13 protein-coding genes are annotated in these 17,073 nt (G+C 64.3%); 3 read left to right on the top strand and 10 right to left on the bottom strand.

What is annotated here, in order from left to right; all coding sequences use genetic code 11:
- Nucleotides 1-36: 36 nt before the first annotated feature.
- The 3 genes from SynA1524_RS04590 to rbp all read right to left on the bottom strand — a co-directional run bounded on the left by SynA1524_RS04590 (nucleotide 37) and on the right by rbp (nucleotide 4,412).
- The gene (locus tag SynA1524_RS04590) at nucleotides 37-2,136 is read right to left on the bottom strand and encodes a cation:proton antiporter domain-containing protein (protein WP_186499504.1); all 2,100 of its coding nucleotides are present in this window, start codon (nucleotides 2,134-2,136) and stop codon (nucleotides 37-39) included.
- Nucleotides 2,137-2,198: 62 nt separating this feature from the next.
- Nucleotides 2,199-3,995, bottom strand: coding sequence for an ABC transporter ATP-binding protein (locus SynA1524_RS04585; protein ID WP_186499141.1), 1,797 nt, complete (start codon nucleotides 3,993-3,995; stop codon nucleotides 2,199-2,201).
- Nucleotides 3,996-4,121: 126 nt separating this feature from the next.
- Entirely contained in the window at nucleotides 4,122-4,412 is a 291-nt protein-coding gene (rbp, locus tag SynA1524_RS04580) for an RNA-binding regulator (protein WP_011127788.1), read from the bottom strand.
- 197 nt (nucleotides 4,413-4,609) lie between these two features.
- On the opposite strand from rbp, the gene SynA1524_RS04575 reads away from it, so the two are divergent.
- On the top strand, nucleotides 4,610-4,798 hold the full coding sequence (locus tag SynA1524_RS04575; RefSeq protein WP_186499140.1) for a DUF8633 family putative protein: 189 nt from the start codon (nucleotides 4,610-4,612) through the stop codon (nucleotides 4,796-4,798).
- Here the strand turns inward: SynA1524_RS04575 and SynA1524_RS04570 are convergent, their stop codons facing one another.
- The 5 genes from SynA1524_RS04570 to SynA1524_RS04550 form a co-directional block, all read right to left on the bottom strand.
- On the bottom strand, nucleotides 4,799-5,056 hold the full coding sequence (locus tag SynA1524_RS04570; RefSeq protein ID WP_186499139.1) for a hypothetical protein: 258 nt from the start codon (nucleotides 5,054-5,056) through the stop codon (nucleotides 4,799-4,801).
- The gene (locus SynA1524_RS04565; RefSeq protein ID WP_186499138.1) at nucleotides 5,053-6,837 is read right to left on the bottom strand and encodes a DEAD/DEAH box helicase; all 1,785 of its coding nucleotides are present in this window, start codon (nucleotides 6,835-6,837) and stop codon (nucleotides 5,053-5,055) included. Before SynA1524_RS04565 ends, SynA1524_RS04570 begins: the two co-directional genes overlap by 4 nt.
- Nucleotides 6,838-6,941: 104 nt before the next feature.
- Nucleotides 6,942-7,283: a phosphomannose isomerase type II C-terminal cupin domain gene (locus tag SynA1524_RS04560; RefSeq protein WP_186499137.1), complete on the bottom strand. Its 342-nt coding sequence runs from the start codon at nucleotides 7,281-7,283 to the stop codon at nucleotides 6,942-6,944.
- Nucleotides 7,283-8,836, bottom strand: a complete 1,554-nt coding sequence (locus tag SynA1524_RS04555; protein WP_186499136.1) for an ATP-dependent DNA helicase — start codon at nucleotides 8,834-8,836, stop codon at nucleotides 7,283-7,285. The genes SynA1524_RS04560 and SynA1524_RS04555 overlap by 1 nt, the downstream gene beginning before the upstream one ends.
- Complete coding sequence (locus SynA1524_RS04550; RefSeq protein ID WP_186499135.1) at nucleotides 8,833-12,393, bottom strand: UvrD-helicase domain-containing protein; 3,561 nt, start codon at nucleotides 12,391-12,393, stop codon at nucleotides 8,833-8,835. The genes SynA1524_RS04555 and SynA1524_RS04550 overlap by 4 nt, the downstream gene beginning before the upstream one ends.
- Before the next feature lie 17 nt (nucleotides 12,394-12,410).
- On the opposite strand from SynA1524_RS04550, the gene SynA1524_RS04545 reads away from it, so the two are divergent.
- Entirely contained in the window at nucleotides 12,411-12,593 is a 183-nt protein-coding gene (locus SynA1524_RS04545) for a hypothetical protein (protein ID WP_186499134.1), read from the top strand.
- Nucleotides 12,594-12,599: 6 nt separating this feature from the next.
- Nucleotides 12,600-13,043, top strand: a complete 444-nt coding sequence (locus SynA1524_RS04540) for an arsenate-mycothiol transferase ArsC (RefSeq protein ID WP_186499133.1) — start codon at nucleotides 12,600-12,602, stop codon at nucleotides 13,041-13,043.
- Nucleotides 13,044-13,174: 131 nt separating this feature from the next.
- On the opposite strand, the gene SynA1524_RS04535 is transcribed toward SynA1524_RS04540, so the two are convergent.
- Together SynA1524_RS04535 and SynA1524_RS04530 are read right to left on the bottom strand one after the other, a co-directional pair.
- A complete protein-coding gene (locus SynA1524_RS04535) occupies nucleotides 13,175-16,396 on the bottom strand; it encodes an exodeoxyribonuclease V subunit gamma (protein WP_186499132.1) in 3,222 nt (1,073 codons plus the stop codon).
- Nucleotides 16,390-17,028, bottom strand: a complete 639-nt coding sequence (locus SynA1524_RS04530) for a metallophosphoesterase (RefSeq protein ID WP_186499131.1) — start codon at nucleotides 17,026-17,028, stop codon at nucleotides 16,390-16,392. The genes SynA1524_RS04535 and SynA1524_RS04530 overlap by 7 nt, the downstream gene beginning before the upstream one ends.
- Nucleotides 17,029-17,073: the final 45 nt, after the last annotated feature.

The raw sequence follows: 17,073 nt of genomic DNA, 5'->3' as shown, positions 1-17,073 counted from the left end.
CACTACCGTTGGGGGGTTCCCCTCCAACGCGACAGATCAGACCAGCGGATCGCTGATCACCATCGACGCGCAGGGCAACTGACTGATCAACTTGCTGGTGCGATCGCTGCCGGGAATCGGCAGTCCGGCGACACGCCGGCGTTGGGTGCGAAGGATCACCAGATCGTGGTCGCGGCTGAGGCGATGAATGGACCCATCGATACCCGGCCCCCGCACAATCACGATATGGAAGCGATCAGCAGGGATCCCGGCCGGCCGCCAACGAATCAACTGTTCCTCCATCCACAACCGATCCGATCCGCTGAAGCGGGGATCATGCACGTGCAGCAGCGTGATCCGGGTGCGTTGGTTCTCCGGCGCACTGTTGATCACCCGCAAGGCCAATTCCACCTGTTCACGGGCACTGGCGGAGAGATCCTTGATCGGCACCAGGATGCGATGCATCGCCGCATCGGCTTGACGGCCAAGGTTCACCACCACCACAGGGCAGTGGGCCGTTCTACACACGCCATCAACAATGTCGCCCATCAACCAGGCCCGCAGCTGGTCCTGGCGGCCGGCACCGATCAGCAGCAGATCCGCTGCCTGTTCCAGCGCCGTGCGGCTCATGCCACCGGCCACGTCCTCATCCAGCCGCAACAGCGTGCGGGTGGGCACCTGCAGGTCGGCTCCGATCGACTCCGCCACCCTCAACCGTGAGCGGGCCGCCGCCACCGCACGGTTAAGACCGCCGCGCACCTCCTCCAAACTTGGGTTCACCATCGCCAGGGGCAGCAACAGACCGTCGCCACCGGCCGAGCCCCGCAGCAATCTTGAGGCCATGGTGATCAGCCCCTGCTCATTGCTGGGATTCGCCACGGGCACCACGATCCTTAGTGGCCGTTGCACCACTTCGCTGACCCCCTCCAACGCGGAAACCTCCTCCCCGAAGCTGGCGGGAAGCGTGCCCTGACGCGCCTCGTTCAGACGGGTGACCGAACGCTCCGTCAGGATCGGCCCGAGGGTGGCCGTCACCACCATCACCGCCAGCACAGCGTTGAGCACCGTCTGATTGAGCAGCCCCGCCTGGAAGCCGATGAAGGCTGTGGCCAGGGTCGCTGCCACCTTGGGCATGGTCAGTGACCACATCATCAGGATCTGCGGGCGGCGGTAGCCGAACAGTGCGCCGCTGATCCAGGAGGCCAGACCCTTGCCGCCGATGGCCCCCACCAGCATCAGGCCGGTGAACTGGTAATTGCTGAGGCTGGCCCCGAGGCTGCCCACATCAAGCAGCAGACCCAGATCGATGAAGAAGATCGGGATGAACAGCACACCACCCACAAAGATCACCTGCTCCTTCACCCGCCCCTCCGGCAGGACCGAATTCACGGCCAGGCCGGCCAGGAAGGCACCGACAATTTTTTCCACCCCCGCCAACTCGGCCCCGAGGGACGCCAGAAACAGCGCCACCAGCACCGCCAGCACCATGCGGTTCTCGTCATTGATGCCCCGCAGCACCAGCCGTCGCCCCAGCCAGCGGATACCCACCACCACCAGCACAGCGAACAGGCCGATCCTCAGCAGCAGCAGGCCCAGGCCCATACCGCTGAGATCCCCTTGGCCGAGGCCCAGGCCCACCGCCAGCAGCAGCAGCGCCACGATGTCGGTGAAGATCGTGCTGCCGACACTCACCACCACCGATTCATCCTTCTGAGCGCCATAACTGCGCACGATCGGATAGCCCAGCGGCGTGTGGGTGGCCATCAAGGCCCCCAGCAACAGGCAGGAGACGGAGGCGAACCCAGCCAACAGGCCGATGCTGACGCCGGTGCCGACACCGATCAGAAGAATCAGCAGGCCATAGATGAAGGAGCGGCGTTTGACCCGGTTGAACTCCTCCAGATCAATTTCCAGCCCCATGGTGAACAGCAGGTACACCGCCCCCAGATCGGAGAGCAACCGCACCGTTTCACTGCCGCTGTCCACCCAGTTGAGGGCGTGCGGTCCCACCACAACGCCGGCAACCAGCAGCCCCACCAGGTCGGGCAAACCGATCCGGCGGATGAGGGGCGGCACCGCCGCACTGATCGCCACCAGCAGCGAAAACACGCCGAGGGGGTGATGCATCACCTGGCCGATGGAGGCCTGCATGGCCATGACAGTCGGGCCGATTGGCGACCCCAGCATGGTCAGCCGATGCGCCTCCTACAACACCTGCTTCAGGAAGCGATAAGCCGTTCGCCGGCTTGCACCTGCCAGAGATTGGCGTAAACACCCCCGTGGGCCAGCAGCTCGTCATGGCGACCCTGTTCCACAATCCGTCCCTGCTCCATCACCACAATCCGATCGGCGTGGCGCACCGTGCTCAGCCGATGGGCGATCACCACGGTGGTGCGGTTTCGGGTGATCTGGTCCAGTGAGCGTTGAATCGCCGCTTCGGTGTCGTTGTCGACGGCGGCCGTGGCCTCATCCAGCACCAGCACCGGGGCGTCCTTGAGGATCGCCCGGGCCAGAGCGATGCGCTGACGCTGGCCACCGGAGAGGCGTTGGCCACGCTCGCCAACAAGGGTGTCGTAGCGATCCGGCAGCGCTTCGATGAAACCAGCGGCCTCCGCCAGACGGGCAGCCTGCTCGATGGCCAAAGGATCAGGGTTGGCAACGCCATAGGCGATGTTCTCAGCCACCTTGCCGTGAAAGAGGTAGACGTCCTGACTCACCAGCGCGATCGCACCCCGCAGATCCCGAAGCTGCAGCTGTTCGATCGGACGACCGTCCAGAAGGATTCGCCCCCCCTGACGCTCATAGAGGCGCAGCAGGAGTTTCACCACCGTGCTCTTGCCGGAGCCAGTGGACCCAACGATGCCAACCGTTGCCCCGGACGGCACCATCAGATCGAAGCCCTGCAACAGAGAAGCCCGCCCCGGGTAGGCGAAATCCACCTGCTCAAAGCGAATCTCCCCACGCACCAGCCGTCGGTCCAGCGGGGTTTGGCCGCTGCGGATCGTGACCGGGGTGTCGATCAGATCCAACACCCGCTGGGTGGAGGCCATGGACCGCTGGTACTCATCAAGCGTGCGGCCGAGGGCCGTGAGCGGCCAGAGCAGCCGCTGGGTGATGAACACCAGAACGCTGTAGGTGCCCACAGCCAACTGACCATTTAGAGCCTGGAAACCACCCACCAGCAGGATGGCCACGAAGGCGAAGAGGATGGCAAAACGGATCAGTGGGATGAAGGCCGCCGACAGGCGGATCGCCCGACCGTTGCTCTCCAGGTAGGCAAGGCTTTCCGCTTCAAGCCGTTGCAATTCCAGCGGCTCGGCGGTGAAGCTCTTGATCGTGAGCATGCCGCCGAGGTTGTTGGCCAGGCGTGAGGCGAGATCACCGGCGCGGGCTCGCACCTCGCGATAACGGGGGGCCAGTTGCCGTTGAAACCGCAGCGACCCCAGCAGGATGACGGGGATCGGCAGATAGGCGAACAGGGCCACCTCAGGAGCCACCACGGCCATGCCGATGCCCACGACCAGCACCGTGGTGATCAGTTGCAGGATCTGGTTGGCACCGCGATCGAGAAAGCGTTCCATCTGATTGATGTCATCGTTCAGCACCGCCATCAGACGGCCGCTGCTGTCCTGCTCGAAAAAAGCCAACTCCAGCTGTTGGAGGTGGTCGTAGGCCTCCAGCCGCAGGCGATGTTGCGTCGTCTGGGCCAGGTTGCGCCAGAGAACGTCGTACAAGTACTCGAACAGGGACTCCGCCGCCCAGATCACAAAGGTGAGCAGCGCCAGCACCCACAGCTGTTGGGAGACGCTCTGGATACCGAATCTCGCCAGCAGGGACTGCTGACCACGCACCACCACATCCACAGCCAAGCCGATCAAGGCCGGAGGAGCGAGGTCAAAGAGCTTGTTGAGCAGCGAACAGATCACCGCCGTGATCACAAGACGGCGCTGGGGCGCCAGATGACGCAGCAACCGAACCAGGGGGAAAGACCTTGTGAAGATGGTTCGATCCGTCATGGTTCTGAAGCTCCTGAAGGCCTGACAACGGGACCACAACAAACAAAACAACAGGGATCAGCACACATCGCTGACCCCTGCCGGAGATCGATCTTGAGCGTGTCGGAACGCTGCTCTGAAGTTCGCTCAGCCGCGATAACCGCCGCCACCACCACCGCGCGGTCCGCCTGAACGCTCACGAGGCGTGGCCTTGCTGACGCGGATCATGCGGCCCATCCACTCAACCTCCTGAAGGTCGTCGATGGCTTTCTGTTCGTCTTCGTCGTTGACCATCTCGACAAACGCGAAGCCGCGCTTGCGTCCGGTCTCTCGATCCAGGGGCAGGCTGCAGTTCTTGACTTCGCCGTATTCACTGAAGAGATCGAACAGATGCTCCTGCTCCGCCTGGAACGAGAGATTGCCGATGTAGATGGTCATGGAGCGTGGAACCGTTGGATGTGCTCGGGTGCATGAACCGGTTCCGAAGCTCGGAGAAAGCCGGGGGTCAAGCCTGAACGTGATGACGTTACAGGGGAGTCGCACGAAACAACACAGGAAGCGGAAGGAAATCGAAAGAGTTCACGACGGACAGCCGGGGCAGCCCATTGTCATGAGATCACAACAAAAGGAGGGGTATGGATGGACTGCATCTGCAAGCACTGCACTGGACGGACGACGGTGAGCTCTGTTCAACCGATCGCTGCGCTCTGCTCACAACGCTTATGACCAGTAGCCTCCCTGAGGTTCAAATGGAGCTCATTGCCCTGATGGAGCGAACACCAATGGATCTGGAGATGCTGATGCCCGATGTGAGCGTCTGCTGATCAGGAGTCGAGCGGGAACCGCCGGGCTGCCTCTGTTTTACAGGTCTCACGGGCCTCGTTCAGATCCGCACCTTGGGACACCTGTTCGAGAAAACAATCGCAGGTGAACGTGCCCATCCCCTCAGGAGGGGTCAACCCAGCGTTGGCCATGGCTGCTTCAAAGGCAGCCATGCAAAAGCGGCGGATGGTGTTCTCTTCAGCCGCGGCCGGGGCAGTTGCCACCTTGACGATCACGGCAAGGACAACGGCGGCGATCACAACGCCTGAGTGATCTGCAGCTCCCGGTTCATCACCCGAAGCCGCCGCAAGCTGTTAAAGACATCCTCCGGCATGCCTTTAGGCAAATCCACAAAGCTGTGGTTGTCGAAAATCTGAATCCGGCCGATCGCACGGCCCTGCAGACCGGTTTCTCCGGCGATGGCCCCGACGAGGTTGCCGGGCTTGACGCGATCACGGTGCCCAACCTCGACTCGATAGCGCTGCATGTTCTCCTCCGGGGCACGGGCCGGACGATCGGAGCGGCGCTCTCTCCGTTCGCCGCCTCGATCACGATCGCGGCGCTGGTTGTTGTGAATCCACTCGTCGTCGCCCTTCTGGCGCAGCAAAGGGTCTGGGCCGATGGCCATGCTGAGGGCGGCGTAGGCCAGTTGCTCAGGGCTGAGCTCCAGTTCCGTGCCGATGCGTTGCAACAGCTCTTTCAGCAGCGCCGCTTCTTCCTCATAGGGCCGCTCGTTGTGGGCTGCTTCGCTGAGGCGTTTGTGCAAACGATCGAGTCGACCCTGGTTAATCGCGGAGTTGCCTGGGACCTCCATCGCCTCGATCGGCTGGCCGGTTGCCCGCTCAAGGTTGTTGATGAAGCGTCGCTCGCGCGGGGTGACAAACAGCACAGCCTCCCCCGTGCGACCGGCCCGGCCGGTGCGGCCGATGCGATGGACGTAGGCCTCGCTATCGAACGGCATGTCGTAGTTGATCACCAACCCGATGCGATCCACATCCAGGCCTCGAGCGGCCACATCGGTGGCCACAAGGATGTCAACGGAGCCACTGCGCAGCCGTTCCACCGTCCGCTCACGCTGGTTCTGCGGCACATCACCGTTGAGCACGGCCACCTGATGCCCGCCCGCCTCAAGCGTCTCCGCCACGGTGAGGGTGATGGCCTTGGTGCGGGCGAAAATGATCACCCCTTCACCACCGCAGGCATCGAGCACCCGCTGCAGAGCCTCCAGCTTGTGGGGCATCGGCACGGTGATCGAACGCTGGCGAATCCGTTTGCCTTCCTGATCCTTGGTGCGGATCGTGACCTCGGCTGGATCCTTTAAATAGCGCTTCGACAGCCGACGGATCTCCGGTGGCATGGTCGCGGAGAACAGCACCACCTGCCGTTCCTGCGGCAGTTGCTCCAGGATCCATTCGACATCGTCGATGAAGCCCATCCGCAGCATTTCATCGGCTTCATCCAGCACCAGGCTGCGTAGGCCGGAGGTGTCCAAGGTGCCCTGCCGCATGTGATCCATCACCCGGCCCGGTGTTCCCACCACAACATCCACGCCTCGGCGCAGGGTGTTGATCTGAGAACGGAAGTCGGTGCCCCCGTAAATCGCCAGCACCTTCAGGTGCGGATGCCCAGCGGAATAGGCCTTGAACGAATCAGCCACCTGCATGGCCAGTTCGCGGGTGGGTGCCAGCACGAGGGCCTGCGGGGTTTTCTGGCCACTGGCGAGCCGTTCGAGCAACGGCAACGCGAAGGCCGCCGTTTTTCCGGTGCCGGTCTGGGCCTGGCCCACCAGGTCACGCCCCAGCATCAATTCTGGGAAGGCCGCCTTCTGAATCGGTGAAGGCTCGCTGTAGCCCTTATCAGCCAGAGTCTTCAGCAATGCCTCACTGAATCCGAACCCATCGAATCCCGATTCCGGTTGCTGGGCGTCGATCGTTGTGGTGAAGACTTCAGGAGACGCCTGCTCTGCAGTGGCCTGCTCAGTCAGGGCAGATGCGGACAGATCGACGGTGCACGGGGTCTCCCCGAGCTGTTGGTCATTCATGGTTGTAGGCCCTGGCCTGATTGATCTCTGAAATCAGGCTCACAACCTCCCGGCGACTGAAAATCGCTCTCTGGTTGTGTTGCCTACGCTTCAAAGGTTGGTCTTCAACTTATCACCCGTCCGTAATCATCCTGCAGGCGTTCGATGTCGTCTTCCCGCAAATCGTTGCCGTGTTGGACCTCGAGCATGACCAGGTCAGATTGGTCACTGCGGGCGCGATGCAATGCACCACAGGGAATGGTGAGCATCACGCCGGCCTCGGCCTCCAGCCAGCGTTCACCACACAGCAGGGCACCATCTCCGGCGACCACCGTCCAGCTCTCACTGCGGTGGCGGTGACGCTGGAGTGACAATTGCCGACCACGGTGAATCAGCAGTCGCTTCACCTTGTAACCGGGAGCGGCCAGCAGGTCTTCGTACCAGCCCCAGGGCCGTTCAACCCGCATCAGCGATCGACAGCAGTGATCAAATCCAGGCTGCCATGGGCCCTCGTGATGGCTGTGTAGAGAAGACAGCTGTCGTAGGCGATGTTGTCCTCCTGCAGCGGTGGCCACAGCACGGTGACCCGGTCAGCCTCGCTGCCCTGGGCCCGATGAATCGTGAGCGCCAGAGCCGGCTCCAGGGACGTCAACCGAGCTGGATGCAGCCGACGGATCTGCGCCTGCCCATCCGCTGCCATCACGCGGAACAGCACCCGACTCTGCTCGCCGGTTCCCAGCTTGACGCCGAGATCGCCATTGGCGAGCCCCAGCTCCGGCTGATTGCCGCCACAGATCACCGGTACCCCCTCCGGCCAATGCAACGGGGCCATCCAGCCCCCTCCACCCAAGAGCGATCGGTGCACGTCCTCAAGGCTCCAGGGTCCACGCCGGCGAGGGCAGAGCAGCAAATCCTTCTCCAGTTCCAGCAGCAACTGATCCGCGGCGTCGTTCAGCTCAGACTCCGGCATCTCAACCAACCCCGTCGCCAGGGCTGAGAGGCGCTGATGGCGGTCCCGCCAGCCATCCCGCACCGATGGCGGCAGCCGCCGCAGACTGGCCCGCTGGTGCTGAACGTTGGCCGTTGCAGGCAGCTGCTCCAGATTCCGCCTGAACGCCTCGATCCCCTGCTGACGCAGGGTCGTGGCCAACGCCGCCAAGGCACCGCGGTTGCGGTAAGTGTGCACCAGATGAACTGCTGCAGAACCAAAGCGCTCACGCACGGCGGGATCCTGCAACCGTTGCCAGACCGCACCACTCCCCACCGGAGGCAACTGCGCCGGGTCACCGACCAACAACAACCGGCACGCATCCGGCAACGCCTCCAGCAGGGCGCTCATCAACTCCAGATCCACCATCGACATCTCATCAACCACCAGCAGATCAAGCTCCAGCGGTCGCTGACGATGGCGACGGAACCCATCCCCGGCGGCCTCCAGCCAGCGATGCAGCGTGAAACAGGGCAGCTCGTTCAACCCAGGCCGAACGGCATCCCCCAACCGACGCGCTGCTTTACCGGTGGGTGCCGCCAACCCGATGCGCACTGTGGGATGGCGCTGGCTCGCCCGCCGCAGCAGCTCCACCACCGTGCTGGTCTTGCCCGTGCCCGGGCCACCGCTGAGCAGCACCACGGCGGCACCATCCATGGCCAACACCGCAGCCTGTTGCTCGGGATTGAGCGTGCTCGGGGGCTCTGGGGCCTCCTGAGGGGTAGGCAGGGATGGCGGCTGTCGCTCTAGCAGCTGCTCCACCACCCCATACATGGCTTCCAGCCAGCGCCGCCAGCCGATCCGCTCGCCCCGTTGCAGCAGCGGCGAGTCGTCACCCTCCAACCAGCCACTGGCTTGAACCACCGCAACCCGGTCCGGCGTGAGCGGCAGATCCAGCTCACCCCGCTCCAGCGCATCCACTAGGGCCTGGCTGAGCTCAGCCAGAGCAGCTCCCCCTTCAGCCGGCGGACAACGGCGCACCAGGGCAGCGTGGACCGCTGTGGCAAAGGCCGGAGACCAGCTGCTGCTCATACCGCCACCTGCCGCAGCATCCGATCGAGGGCCAGGACCCGTCGCAATGGTGCCGGCTCCACGATGCGTCCTGGCCCTGTTTCTCCGGAGCTGCCAATGCTCAGACCGGGCATTCCCCGCAGAAAGACATAGACATAACCGCCGAGATGACGCTCCGGCACATAGCCGGGCAGTCGCCACTGCAGGTGCCGGTGCAGAGCCACCAGATACAGATGGGCCTGCAGGGGGTAGTGGTGATGCCGCATCTGCTCCTCCATCGCCACCTGGTCGTAGTGGCGTGGGCCGCAGCAGCTGGGGGAGCCGGGCTCGCCGCGTTCACCGATCCAGTTGCTTTTCCAGTCCGCCACCCACCAGCGAGCCTGCAGGGGATCGGCAGCATCGCTGAACACCAGGTCAATCGATCCGGTCAGAAAACCGCGGCTGTTCACCTGCAGGCTGCTGAGCTGATCGATGTAATCGCGGCCAAAGCGAGCCTCTGGATCCAGTCGAAACGCCTCGACGAGGTCATCCGTGCGGGCGTGACGCACCGGCAAATCAAAGCTGAGCTCATGCAAGCGGCGATCCGGCGTTAAGGCGCTGAGTGGCAGGGCCGCCAGTGGTCCCCCCAACGGGGTGTCCAGCACCTGCTGCAGCCCCTGTTCCACCGCCTCGCGCCAGTCCAGGGACAGCCCTGATCGATGCAGTTCCTGCTCGATCACAGGGCCCCAATCACCGGAGCACTGGAAGGGCAGTTGCTCGAGCATGCGGTGCAAGCAATCCCCGGCCGCAGCACCCCGGGGGAAGTCCGCCAAAGGCCCCCGATCCGGCCACTCCTCAAGACCTGCTGCTGTGACCTCCTCGGCCTCTGGATCCTGGTCACGACCCTGCTCCAACACCGCTTCCGCCGCCGGCGCGGCGATCCAGGCGGAGTAGCTGGAACGTCCCCAGCTGCGATCGATCCTCTGTGGCGTGGCTCCGATCGCCAACGCCTCCTGGCGATGGGGCGCTCGCCAGCGTTGCTGACCAACCACCTCTTTCAGCGGCCGATGGCTGAGGGGCAGATCCCGCAGCGTTTCCGCGTCGCCTTCGAACAGCCAGTGCTGCAGCACCGACTGCTGCGGCGCGCAGCGGGCCCAGAGCAGCAGCAGCTGCGAGCGAGCGCGGGTGACGGCGACATAAGCCAACCGCTCGGCTTCCGCCACCTGTTCGGCATGGCTGCGCTGCCAGGCCGTCCAGCCAAGGCCCCAATCGCGGTTCAAGGCGATCCGCCAACCCCCTGCCGCGCCATCGCGCCACAGGGGGCCGGTGACGTAACGCGCCTCCTTGGCACCAGCCCAGAGGTAGGGGCAGATCACCAGAGGAAATTCCAGCCCCTTGCTGCGGTGAACCGTCACCACCGCCACAGCGCTCTCCGCCAAGTCGCTGTGGGGTTCGCGGGCCGGTGGCAGTGGACTGGGGGGATGCAGCCGTTGCCGCCGCAACCAAAGGGCAGCAGCAGCCAGATCCAAGCCCTGACGGTGCATTTCCTCCTGCACCAACCGGGCTGCCTGCTGCAGATCCCCCAGCATCCGCCCCTCGTCGGACAGACCAGCCGTGCGTTCAGCGTCCAGCAGCCCCGACAGGCAACCCAGCAGTCCCAGCCGCGGCAACTGATCCGCCGCCTGGCGTAAACGCTGAGCCAGCGCATCGAGCTGCGGATCCTGGGCCTCACAACGCAGTTGGTCGGCACTCCACCCCACCAAGGGAGAGGCGGCAAGCAGCCGCAGGCGACGGTCATCCGCCGGCGCCGCCAGGGCATCCAGCAAGCGCTGCAGCACCAGGGCAGCGTCGCTGTCCAGCACGTCTCCCTGGGCCACCAGTCGTGTGGGCACACCTCGCTCCGCCAGGGCCCGCCGCAGATCAGCCGCCTGGTCGTGCCGGCTCACGAGGATGCAGAGCTGATCGGGGCTCAGTGCCGGTTGTTCGATCAGCAGTTGCATCACCACCTCAGCAACAGCTGGCGGTATCGCCGCTTCAATGGCGGTCTTCCCCGCCGGAAGGTCCTGCTCGAACTGCAGCAGCTGCAGGGGCTGCTGTCCCTTGGGAAGAACCGCCGCTGACCGTGCAGTGCGGGCGTGAACCGCCGGAACCTCCAGCCTTGACTCCGGCAATCCCGGCGTCATCAAGGCATTCAGCCCCGCCATCAACGGTGGTGTGGTGCGGTAGTTGTCCTCCAGCGTGTCGATCCGGCTCACCAGTCCACGCGCCCGCCGGTAGGTGTCCAGATCACCACCGCGGAAGCGATAGATCGCTTGCTTGGGATCCCCCACCAGCAACAGCAGGTGCGAGCCACCTCCGAAACTTCGTTGCAGCAGCCGCCACTGCACCGGATCGGTGTCCTGAAATTCATCCACCATCACGGCGCGATATCGCTGCTGCAACGGCTCCAACCAGGAGGCTTCAGCATCACCTGGGTCCATAGCCGTCAGCAGGCCAGCAAAGCTGACCGTGCCGCTCCGCTGCCGTCGTCGCTGAAGCTGCTGCCATCCCCGTTGCAGGGCATAGCGCCACACCCGTTCGATCGGACCATCCCAGAGATCGGCGATGGCCTGTTGCAATTCAGGAGCGGCCAGGGATGGCTCCTGCTCGCCGCACTTGCGCGCCGTTCGGCACCAGACGCCTGGGTGGAAGTAGTCGTGCAGCAGTTTCTGTTGCGCACGGATCGTGCTGAGATCTGGGGTGTCGTGTTGGGCCGCGACCCAGCGATCCATCTGACAGCAACGATCACTGGTTGGTTTGGGGCTGTAGGGCGATGGTTTGCACCCCATCGCCTTCCACTGCGTCGCCGTTGTCCGGAAGCACTGCTCCAGATCCTCGCCATCACGCGTCCAAAACTGCACAAAACGCTCCCAGCTCAGCTGAAGCGAAACCTCCAGCTGCGCCCCCAGAGGCTGGTTGGGATCGAAGTCATCCCCATCCGTCTGCAGCCGAGCCTGGGGATCACCATCGAGACGCAGCAGCGCAGCCGCCAGCCCATCGGCGGTCAGGCCGGCCCGAACCAATCCCTGCAACTGCGGCAGGGGGAGGGTAAACAGTTGCTGTTGCCAGAGCTCTTGCACCACTTCCTGCACGAGTGCCGTGGCATCGGTCTCCAGCTGCTGCTGCATCGCCGCACCACTGTTGATCGCCTGACGTCGCAGGCTGCGGCTGCAGAAGCCATGGATGGTGGTGATGTCGGCGGCATCGAGTTGTTCGAGGGCCATCAGCACACGGCTGATCCAGTCACGCCGGGACTGACCTTGCGGGGCCTGCTGCCACCACTGCTGCAGCACCGGATCCGCCTCCGGCAGGGCGTCACCGCGTGCAACGGCCTCAAGCCCTGCCAGCGCATCCTGCAGACGCTGACCGATGCGGGAGCGCAATTCCGCTGCCGCCGCATCCGTGAAGGTCACCACCAGGAGACTGGGCAAGGGCATGGCGGCCTCGCTGATCAGTCGCAAGGTCAGATGCGCCAGGGAAAAGGTCTTGCCGGTGCCGGCGCTCGCCTCCAACAGCCGCAGACCGGGGTCGAGGGGGTAGCGATTGGGGTCAAAGCGCATGGCGCTGCCCTCCGGCCATGGTCATCGACGAGCGATCCAACATCGATCCGGCAACGCAATTGACACTGTTTTTGAGCTGGGTCACAACAAGGGTGCCGAACCACATCGTCATGGCACGCCAGCTCACGTCCATCGGATTGTTGGGAGCCGCAATCGTTGCGTTGTACGGCTTTGCCCTGATCAACAGTTTCAGGGGCTGACCCCCGGTGCGCGTCCTGTTTCTCTGCACCGGCAACTACTTCCGTAGTCGTTTCTCGCAAGCGCTGTTCCAGCAGCTGATCGAGATCAACCAGGCAACGGGACGCCTGCAGGTTGATTCTGCTGGGCTGAAGGTGGATCCCAGCAGTGGCAACGTCGGTCCAATGGCGCCTGAGGCGATCAGTGCCCTGCAGGACCGTGGTGCGACCGTCGATCCAGCCAGCCTCGCCGCACCAAAACAGGTCACGGAAGCTGACCTGGATGCTGCGGATGTGGTGGTGGCTGTTGATGAGGCGGCCCATCGCCCGATGGTTCAGCAGCAGTTCCCCGCCTGGGAGAAAAGAATCCGCTTCTGGATAGTCAAAGACCTCGGTGAGGAGGACGGCGTCGATCCGATCGCTCAGCTTGAGCACCGGGTGCAGCAGCTGTTCGATGAACTGAAACCCGAATGAACAAGTCTGTGCAGAATTCCTGACAGGGTCAGTGAACGCGGTCGCCACCACGGCGCGGTTGAAACCATCTCCATACGGTGGATGCGAAAGGCAGGTCGTTGGCCCGTTTCGGCAGCGAACCTGCCTTGTCTTCAGTGCACCAAGGCCTTCAGAATCGGTTCGTAGAGCAACGCACACGCCTGCTCGAAGCCCTGGCTCTGCAACAGCTGGTCCGCCTCAGCTTCAGCGCCGAAGCACAGCCGCTGCTGGGGGTCCTGCCGCTCCAGGATCCAGCTGTCTTGAAAGACGGCGACGCCGCTGCCGGCCTTGTTGTGCTCCCTGCTCATCAACAGCCAGCCGCTTCTGGGGGGAACCGGCCAGCACTGATGCTGCCCCTGCTGAGCCAACCGCTGCAGCGTCAGCAGCTGTGCCTGGGCCTCTGCAGGTTCGAGACGTCCCCAACGCACATGGGTCTTGGCGTCATCGCCTTTGTCTGCCCGAGCGATGACGGCGCTCCCGCCGAAGACAGCATCGTCTGCGCAGAGCCTTAGGTGCTGCAGCCAGCTCCGCATCAGACCACGGGGGGTGAAGCGACCGGGCTGAACCACCACCTGAATGTCGCCGGCCATCAGCAGCGTTCCCTGGTGGCTGCAACGTCCGAGCCGATCCAGCTGCAGCTGCAACGCCTGGAGTCGATGGCTGAGGATTCCCTCCTCCAGCTCAGCCCCTGCTGCGGGGGGAAACACCCCCTGGCCCGCCAACGTCACGCACCATGCCGGCGTCTCGGCCGCCAGCAGGTGATCCTCCAGATCCTGATTCAACACCTGGGCCTGCAGCAGGCTGCTGAGCGTCAAGGCCTCGAGATCCTCCACGGGATCCACCCGCTCTGCTGGATGGAGGCCCAGCTGGCGCAGCCAGGCTGACTGCGGGTCCACCAGCCACTGCAACAGCTCCTCATCGCTGCGTGGGTCGATCGTGACCTCAGGGTCCGGCGCACTCCACTGCAGCGGCCAAGCCAGGCCGGCCCTCGCAGCATGGCTCTGATGCTGGTCCAGCCAGCGTCGCGCCGCCAGTTGGCGGCGATCACAGCTGAGGGGCTGGCCATGGCCGGCAACCTGAAAGTTGCTGCGATCCAGTGGGTTGGGATCCGGCTCGATGCACAGCCCCGCGCTGGCCTCTTCCCCCAGCTGCCGGGTCAGGTCCTGCAACCACTGTTCCACCGGAGCAGCAGCCGGCCGCGGCTCACCAGTGTGTTCATTGCGGCCGCACCAACTGATCAGCAGATGACGCCGCGCGGACATCAGCGCTTCCAGCAGCACATACCGGTCCTGATCACCCCCGCGCGGGTCGCCCAGCCAGCGGCGCTGCTCCAACAGATGGAACCCAGGCCGTTGGTCCACACGGGGGAACACCCCGTCGTCGAGGCCCATCAACACGATCACCTTGTGAGGAATCGCCCGCATCGGCTCCAGCGCACTCACCGTGAGCGCACCACTGCGATGCCCGAAGCGGCCACTGTCCACCGACAGGGCCTCCGCCAGCACCTCAGCCGCCACCGCCACCTCGAGCTCAAGCGGGCAGGCGGCTGCCCGCTGCTGCCATTCCGCCAGGGCAGCAGACCAACCCTGACGCTCCCAGCTCCAGGCGCCGCCGTCAGCGAAGAGATCCTCCAGCACGGCCTGCAGCAACTCCACCCAGGCCGTCGAGGTCCGTGGTCGTCGCAGCTGCTGCAACCAGCGCACCAGCCGATCCAGAACGCTCCACCAGCGCACCAGCCGCTGCGGATCGAGATCCTGATGAAACGGGGCCGCCCCGCCGGGTGCAAGGCCATCCCGTTGCGGCAGCGCCAGACCCAGCAACCAACGATCCAGACACCAACTGAGACTGTGGGTCTCATCACCGCCCCGCTCACGGGCATCGAGCCCCCAGCGGAAGCCCGTGCGCTGCAGGCAGCGGGTCAAGGCAGACGCCTCAGTGCCACTGAGACCCTGTTGCGTCTGCAGGGCGGGATTGGCCAACAACCGTTCCAGCCCAGTGGCGGTCAGGCGACCTGACGCCAGGTCCAGCAACTCCAGCATCACCATCGTCAGGCCAGGGGTGCTCTGCTGGCTGCGATCGGTGAGACGCCAGGGCAGATCCACTCCAATCGCATCACGGTCGTTGAACACGGAGCTCAGGAGTGGGGCATAGCGGTCGATCTGCGGGGTCATCACCAACACATCCCGAGGCTCAAGCTCTGGATCGGCCGCCAACCACTGCAACACCTGATCGCGCACCAGTTGCACCTCTCGCCATGGCCCTGGTGCGGCCTGGAACAACAACGAGCGGTCGTCAAGATCTCGTTCCAGGGATTCACGGCAGCCCGGTTCCACCAGCTGCTGCTGCAACTGCTCCAGCAACGTGGCGGAGCGACCGTCCCCCTCAGCAATGCGGACGGGATCGGCAAACAGATCCCCCTCGCGCACCTCCCCCAGCTGACTGTCGCCACTGCCCTCCAGCAGCTGCTGGAATTCAGCCCCCATCCGTCCGAGCGTGGCTTCCAATCGCGGTGCCTGCTGGAACCAGCCCCCATCGGGAGGCTCTGTCCAGGTTGCCCCCAGCTGCTCACGGCGGCTACCGCAGCGCTGCCAGAGATCGCGGCAGGGGGTGAGCAGATACACCTGAACGTCGGTGCTGCCGGAGAGGGCCTGGATCAGTTCCACCTGCACCGGCGCCAGGGCACTGATGCCGAACAGACGGATCACCTTTGGCAGCACCTGGGGGTCCACGGCGCCGGACCGCAGCCGCTCCACAGCGGACTGCACCTGCAAGCCGAACGGTTGGCGATGCAGAGACGCCGCTAACTGGCGGGCCAGCCACGGTTGCCAGTCCGTTTCTGCGGATGCAGCACGGCTGCCCTGGCCCTGGATCCAGCTGTACAAGGTTTCGGGCCGGTATAGCGCGTAGTCGTCAAAGGCATCGGCGATGGCGCGAGCCAGCTGCCAACGATCCCGGCTCAGCCCCGAAGCGTCTGCACCATCACGTTGCTGCAACCAGACCCGCAGCGGTCGGGCAACGGGCTGCTCCAACAGGGCCGGCATCTGCTCCAGCACAGCCCACACCAGGGAGGTGGCCCGCCAGGGGTCCTGCTCCTGATCGGGAAGGTCGAGCACCCGTCGCACCAGCTGCCGCAAGCGACTGCCCGGAAAGGGAAAGCGCACCAACGAACTGATGCCATTGGCCGTGGCGAGCTGCTCGCCAAGCCAGCGACTGGTGGGCCAGGTGTTCACCAACACCTCCACCGTCTCGAAGGGGTCCGGTCGCTCCTCCAGCAACTGACGGGCCAGCAAGGTGGCCAGGAATTCAGCCCGATTGCTGCGGTAAAGCGTCAGCAACGGGTCTGGTCTCCACTCATCACGGCGGGGACCCGTTGCAGATCGACGGGTCGTGGGAACGGCTCCTGGCTGCGCGGGCCCTGCACCTGCACCACCGCATCAGTTTCCGGGCAGTAGGCCGAGAGCAGGCCGCCGTACACCGCTCCGGTATCGATCAAAACAATGCGCTGGTGGCGTTCCACCGCAGGGCGCGGCGTGTGGCCAATCACAACGCGGCCATGGCGACCGTCATAGGTATCCCAGAACGGCTCGCGGATGGACAGATCCGGTTCACCAGCACTGTTGAAGCCGGCATGGGTCGCGCACCAACCGTCAGCGCGATACAGCAGCGGCAGTTGGTTAAGTCGATGCCACCACTGTCGGGTCAGGGCTGGTTGTGAACCCTCGCCATCCTTCGAAAGAGCATCGATCAGAGCCTGTTCGTGATTGCCCCGTAACCAGGTCGCCCGTCCACAACAGACCAGATCCCAGACCAGATGCATGCTGGCCTCGATACGACCACAACGGCTGACCACATCTCCACAGAACACCAGATTGTCCTGGCAAGGCAGCACCGCCAACAGTGCAAGCAGGGAGGCATGGCATCCGTGCACGTCTCCAATCACCCAGTGGCGCAGAGGCGGGGCTTGCACGAGATCAGCGTGAGTCGTTGGAAGTCTGATCAACAGTTCTAGAGC

This window comes from Synechococcus sp. A15-24, assembly GCF_014280195.1.
In the GTDB taxonomy this organism is placed as follows: Bacteria; Cyanobacteriota; Cyanobacteriia; order PCC-6307; family Cyanobiaceae; genus Parasynechococcus.
The sequence above is the reverse complement of the archived record's forward strand: the minus strand, read 5'-3'. Positions and strand labels throughout refer to the sequence as shown.

What these genes read in the sequence shown, in the direction of transcription:
- SynA1524_RS04590 (WP_186499504.1), bottom strand. Translation starts at nt 2,136, where the DNA reads ATGGCCATGCAGGCCTCCATCGGCCAGGTGATGCATCACCCCCTCGGC.
- SynA1524_RS04585 (WP_186499141.1), bottom strand. Translation starts at nt 3,995, where the DNA reads ATGACGGATCGAACCATCTTCACAAGGTCTTTCCCCCTGGTTCGGTTG.
- rbp (WP_011127788.1), bottom strand. Translation starts at nt 4,412, where the DNA reads ATGACCATCTACATCGGCAATCTCTCGTTCCAGGCGGAGCAGGAGCAT.
- SynA1524_RS04575 (WP_186499140.1), top strand. Translation starts at nt 4,610, where the DNA reads ATGGATGGACTGCATCTGCAAGCACTGCACTGGACGGACGACGGTGAG.
- SynA1524_RS04565 (WP_186499138.1), bottom strand. Translation starts at nt 6,837, where the DNA reads ATGAATGACCAACAGCTCGGGGAGACCCCGTGCACCGTCGATCTGTCC.
- SynA1524_RS04560 (WP_186499137.1), bottom strand. Translation starts at nt 7,283, where the DNA reads ATGCGGGTTGAACGGCCCTGGGGCTGGTACGAAGACCTGCTGGCCGCT.
- SynA1524_RS04555 (WP_186499136.1), bottom strand. Translation starts at nt 8,836, where the DNA reads ATGAGCAGCAGCTGGTCTCCGGCCTTTGCCACAGCGGTCCACGCTGCC.
- SynA1524_RS04550 (WP_186499135.1), bottom strand. Translation starts at nt 12,393, where the DNA reads ATGCGCTTTGACCCCAATCGCTACCCCCTCGACCCCGGTCTGCGGCTG.
- SynA1524_RS04545 (WP_186499134.1), top strand. Translation starts at nt 12,411, where the DNA reads ATGGTCATCGACGAGCGATCCAACATCGATCCGGCAACGCAATTGACA.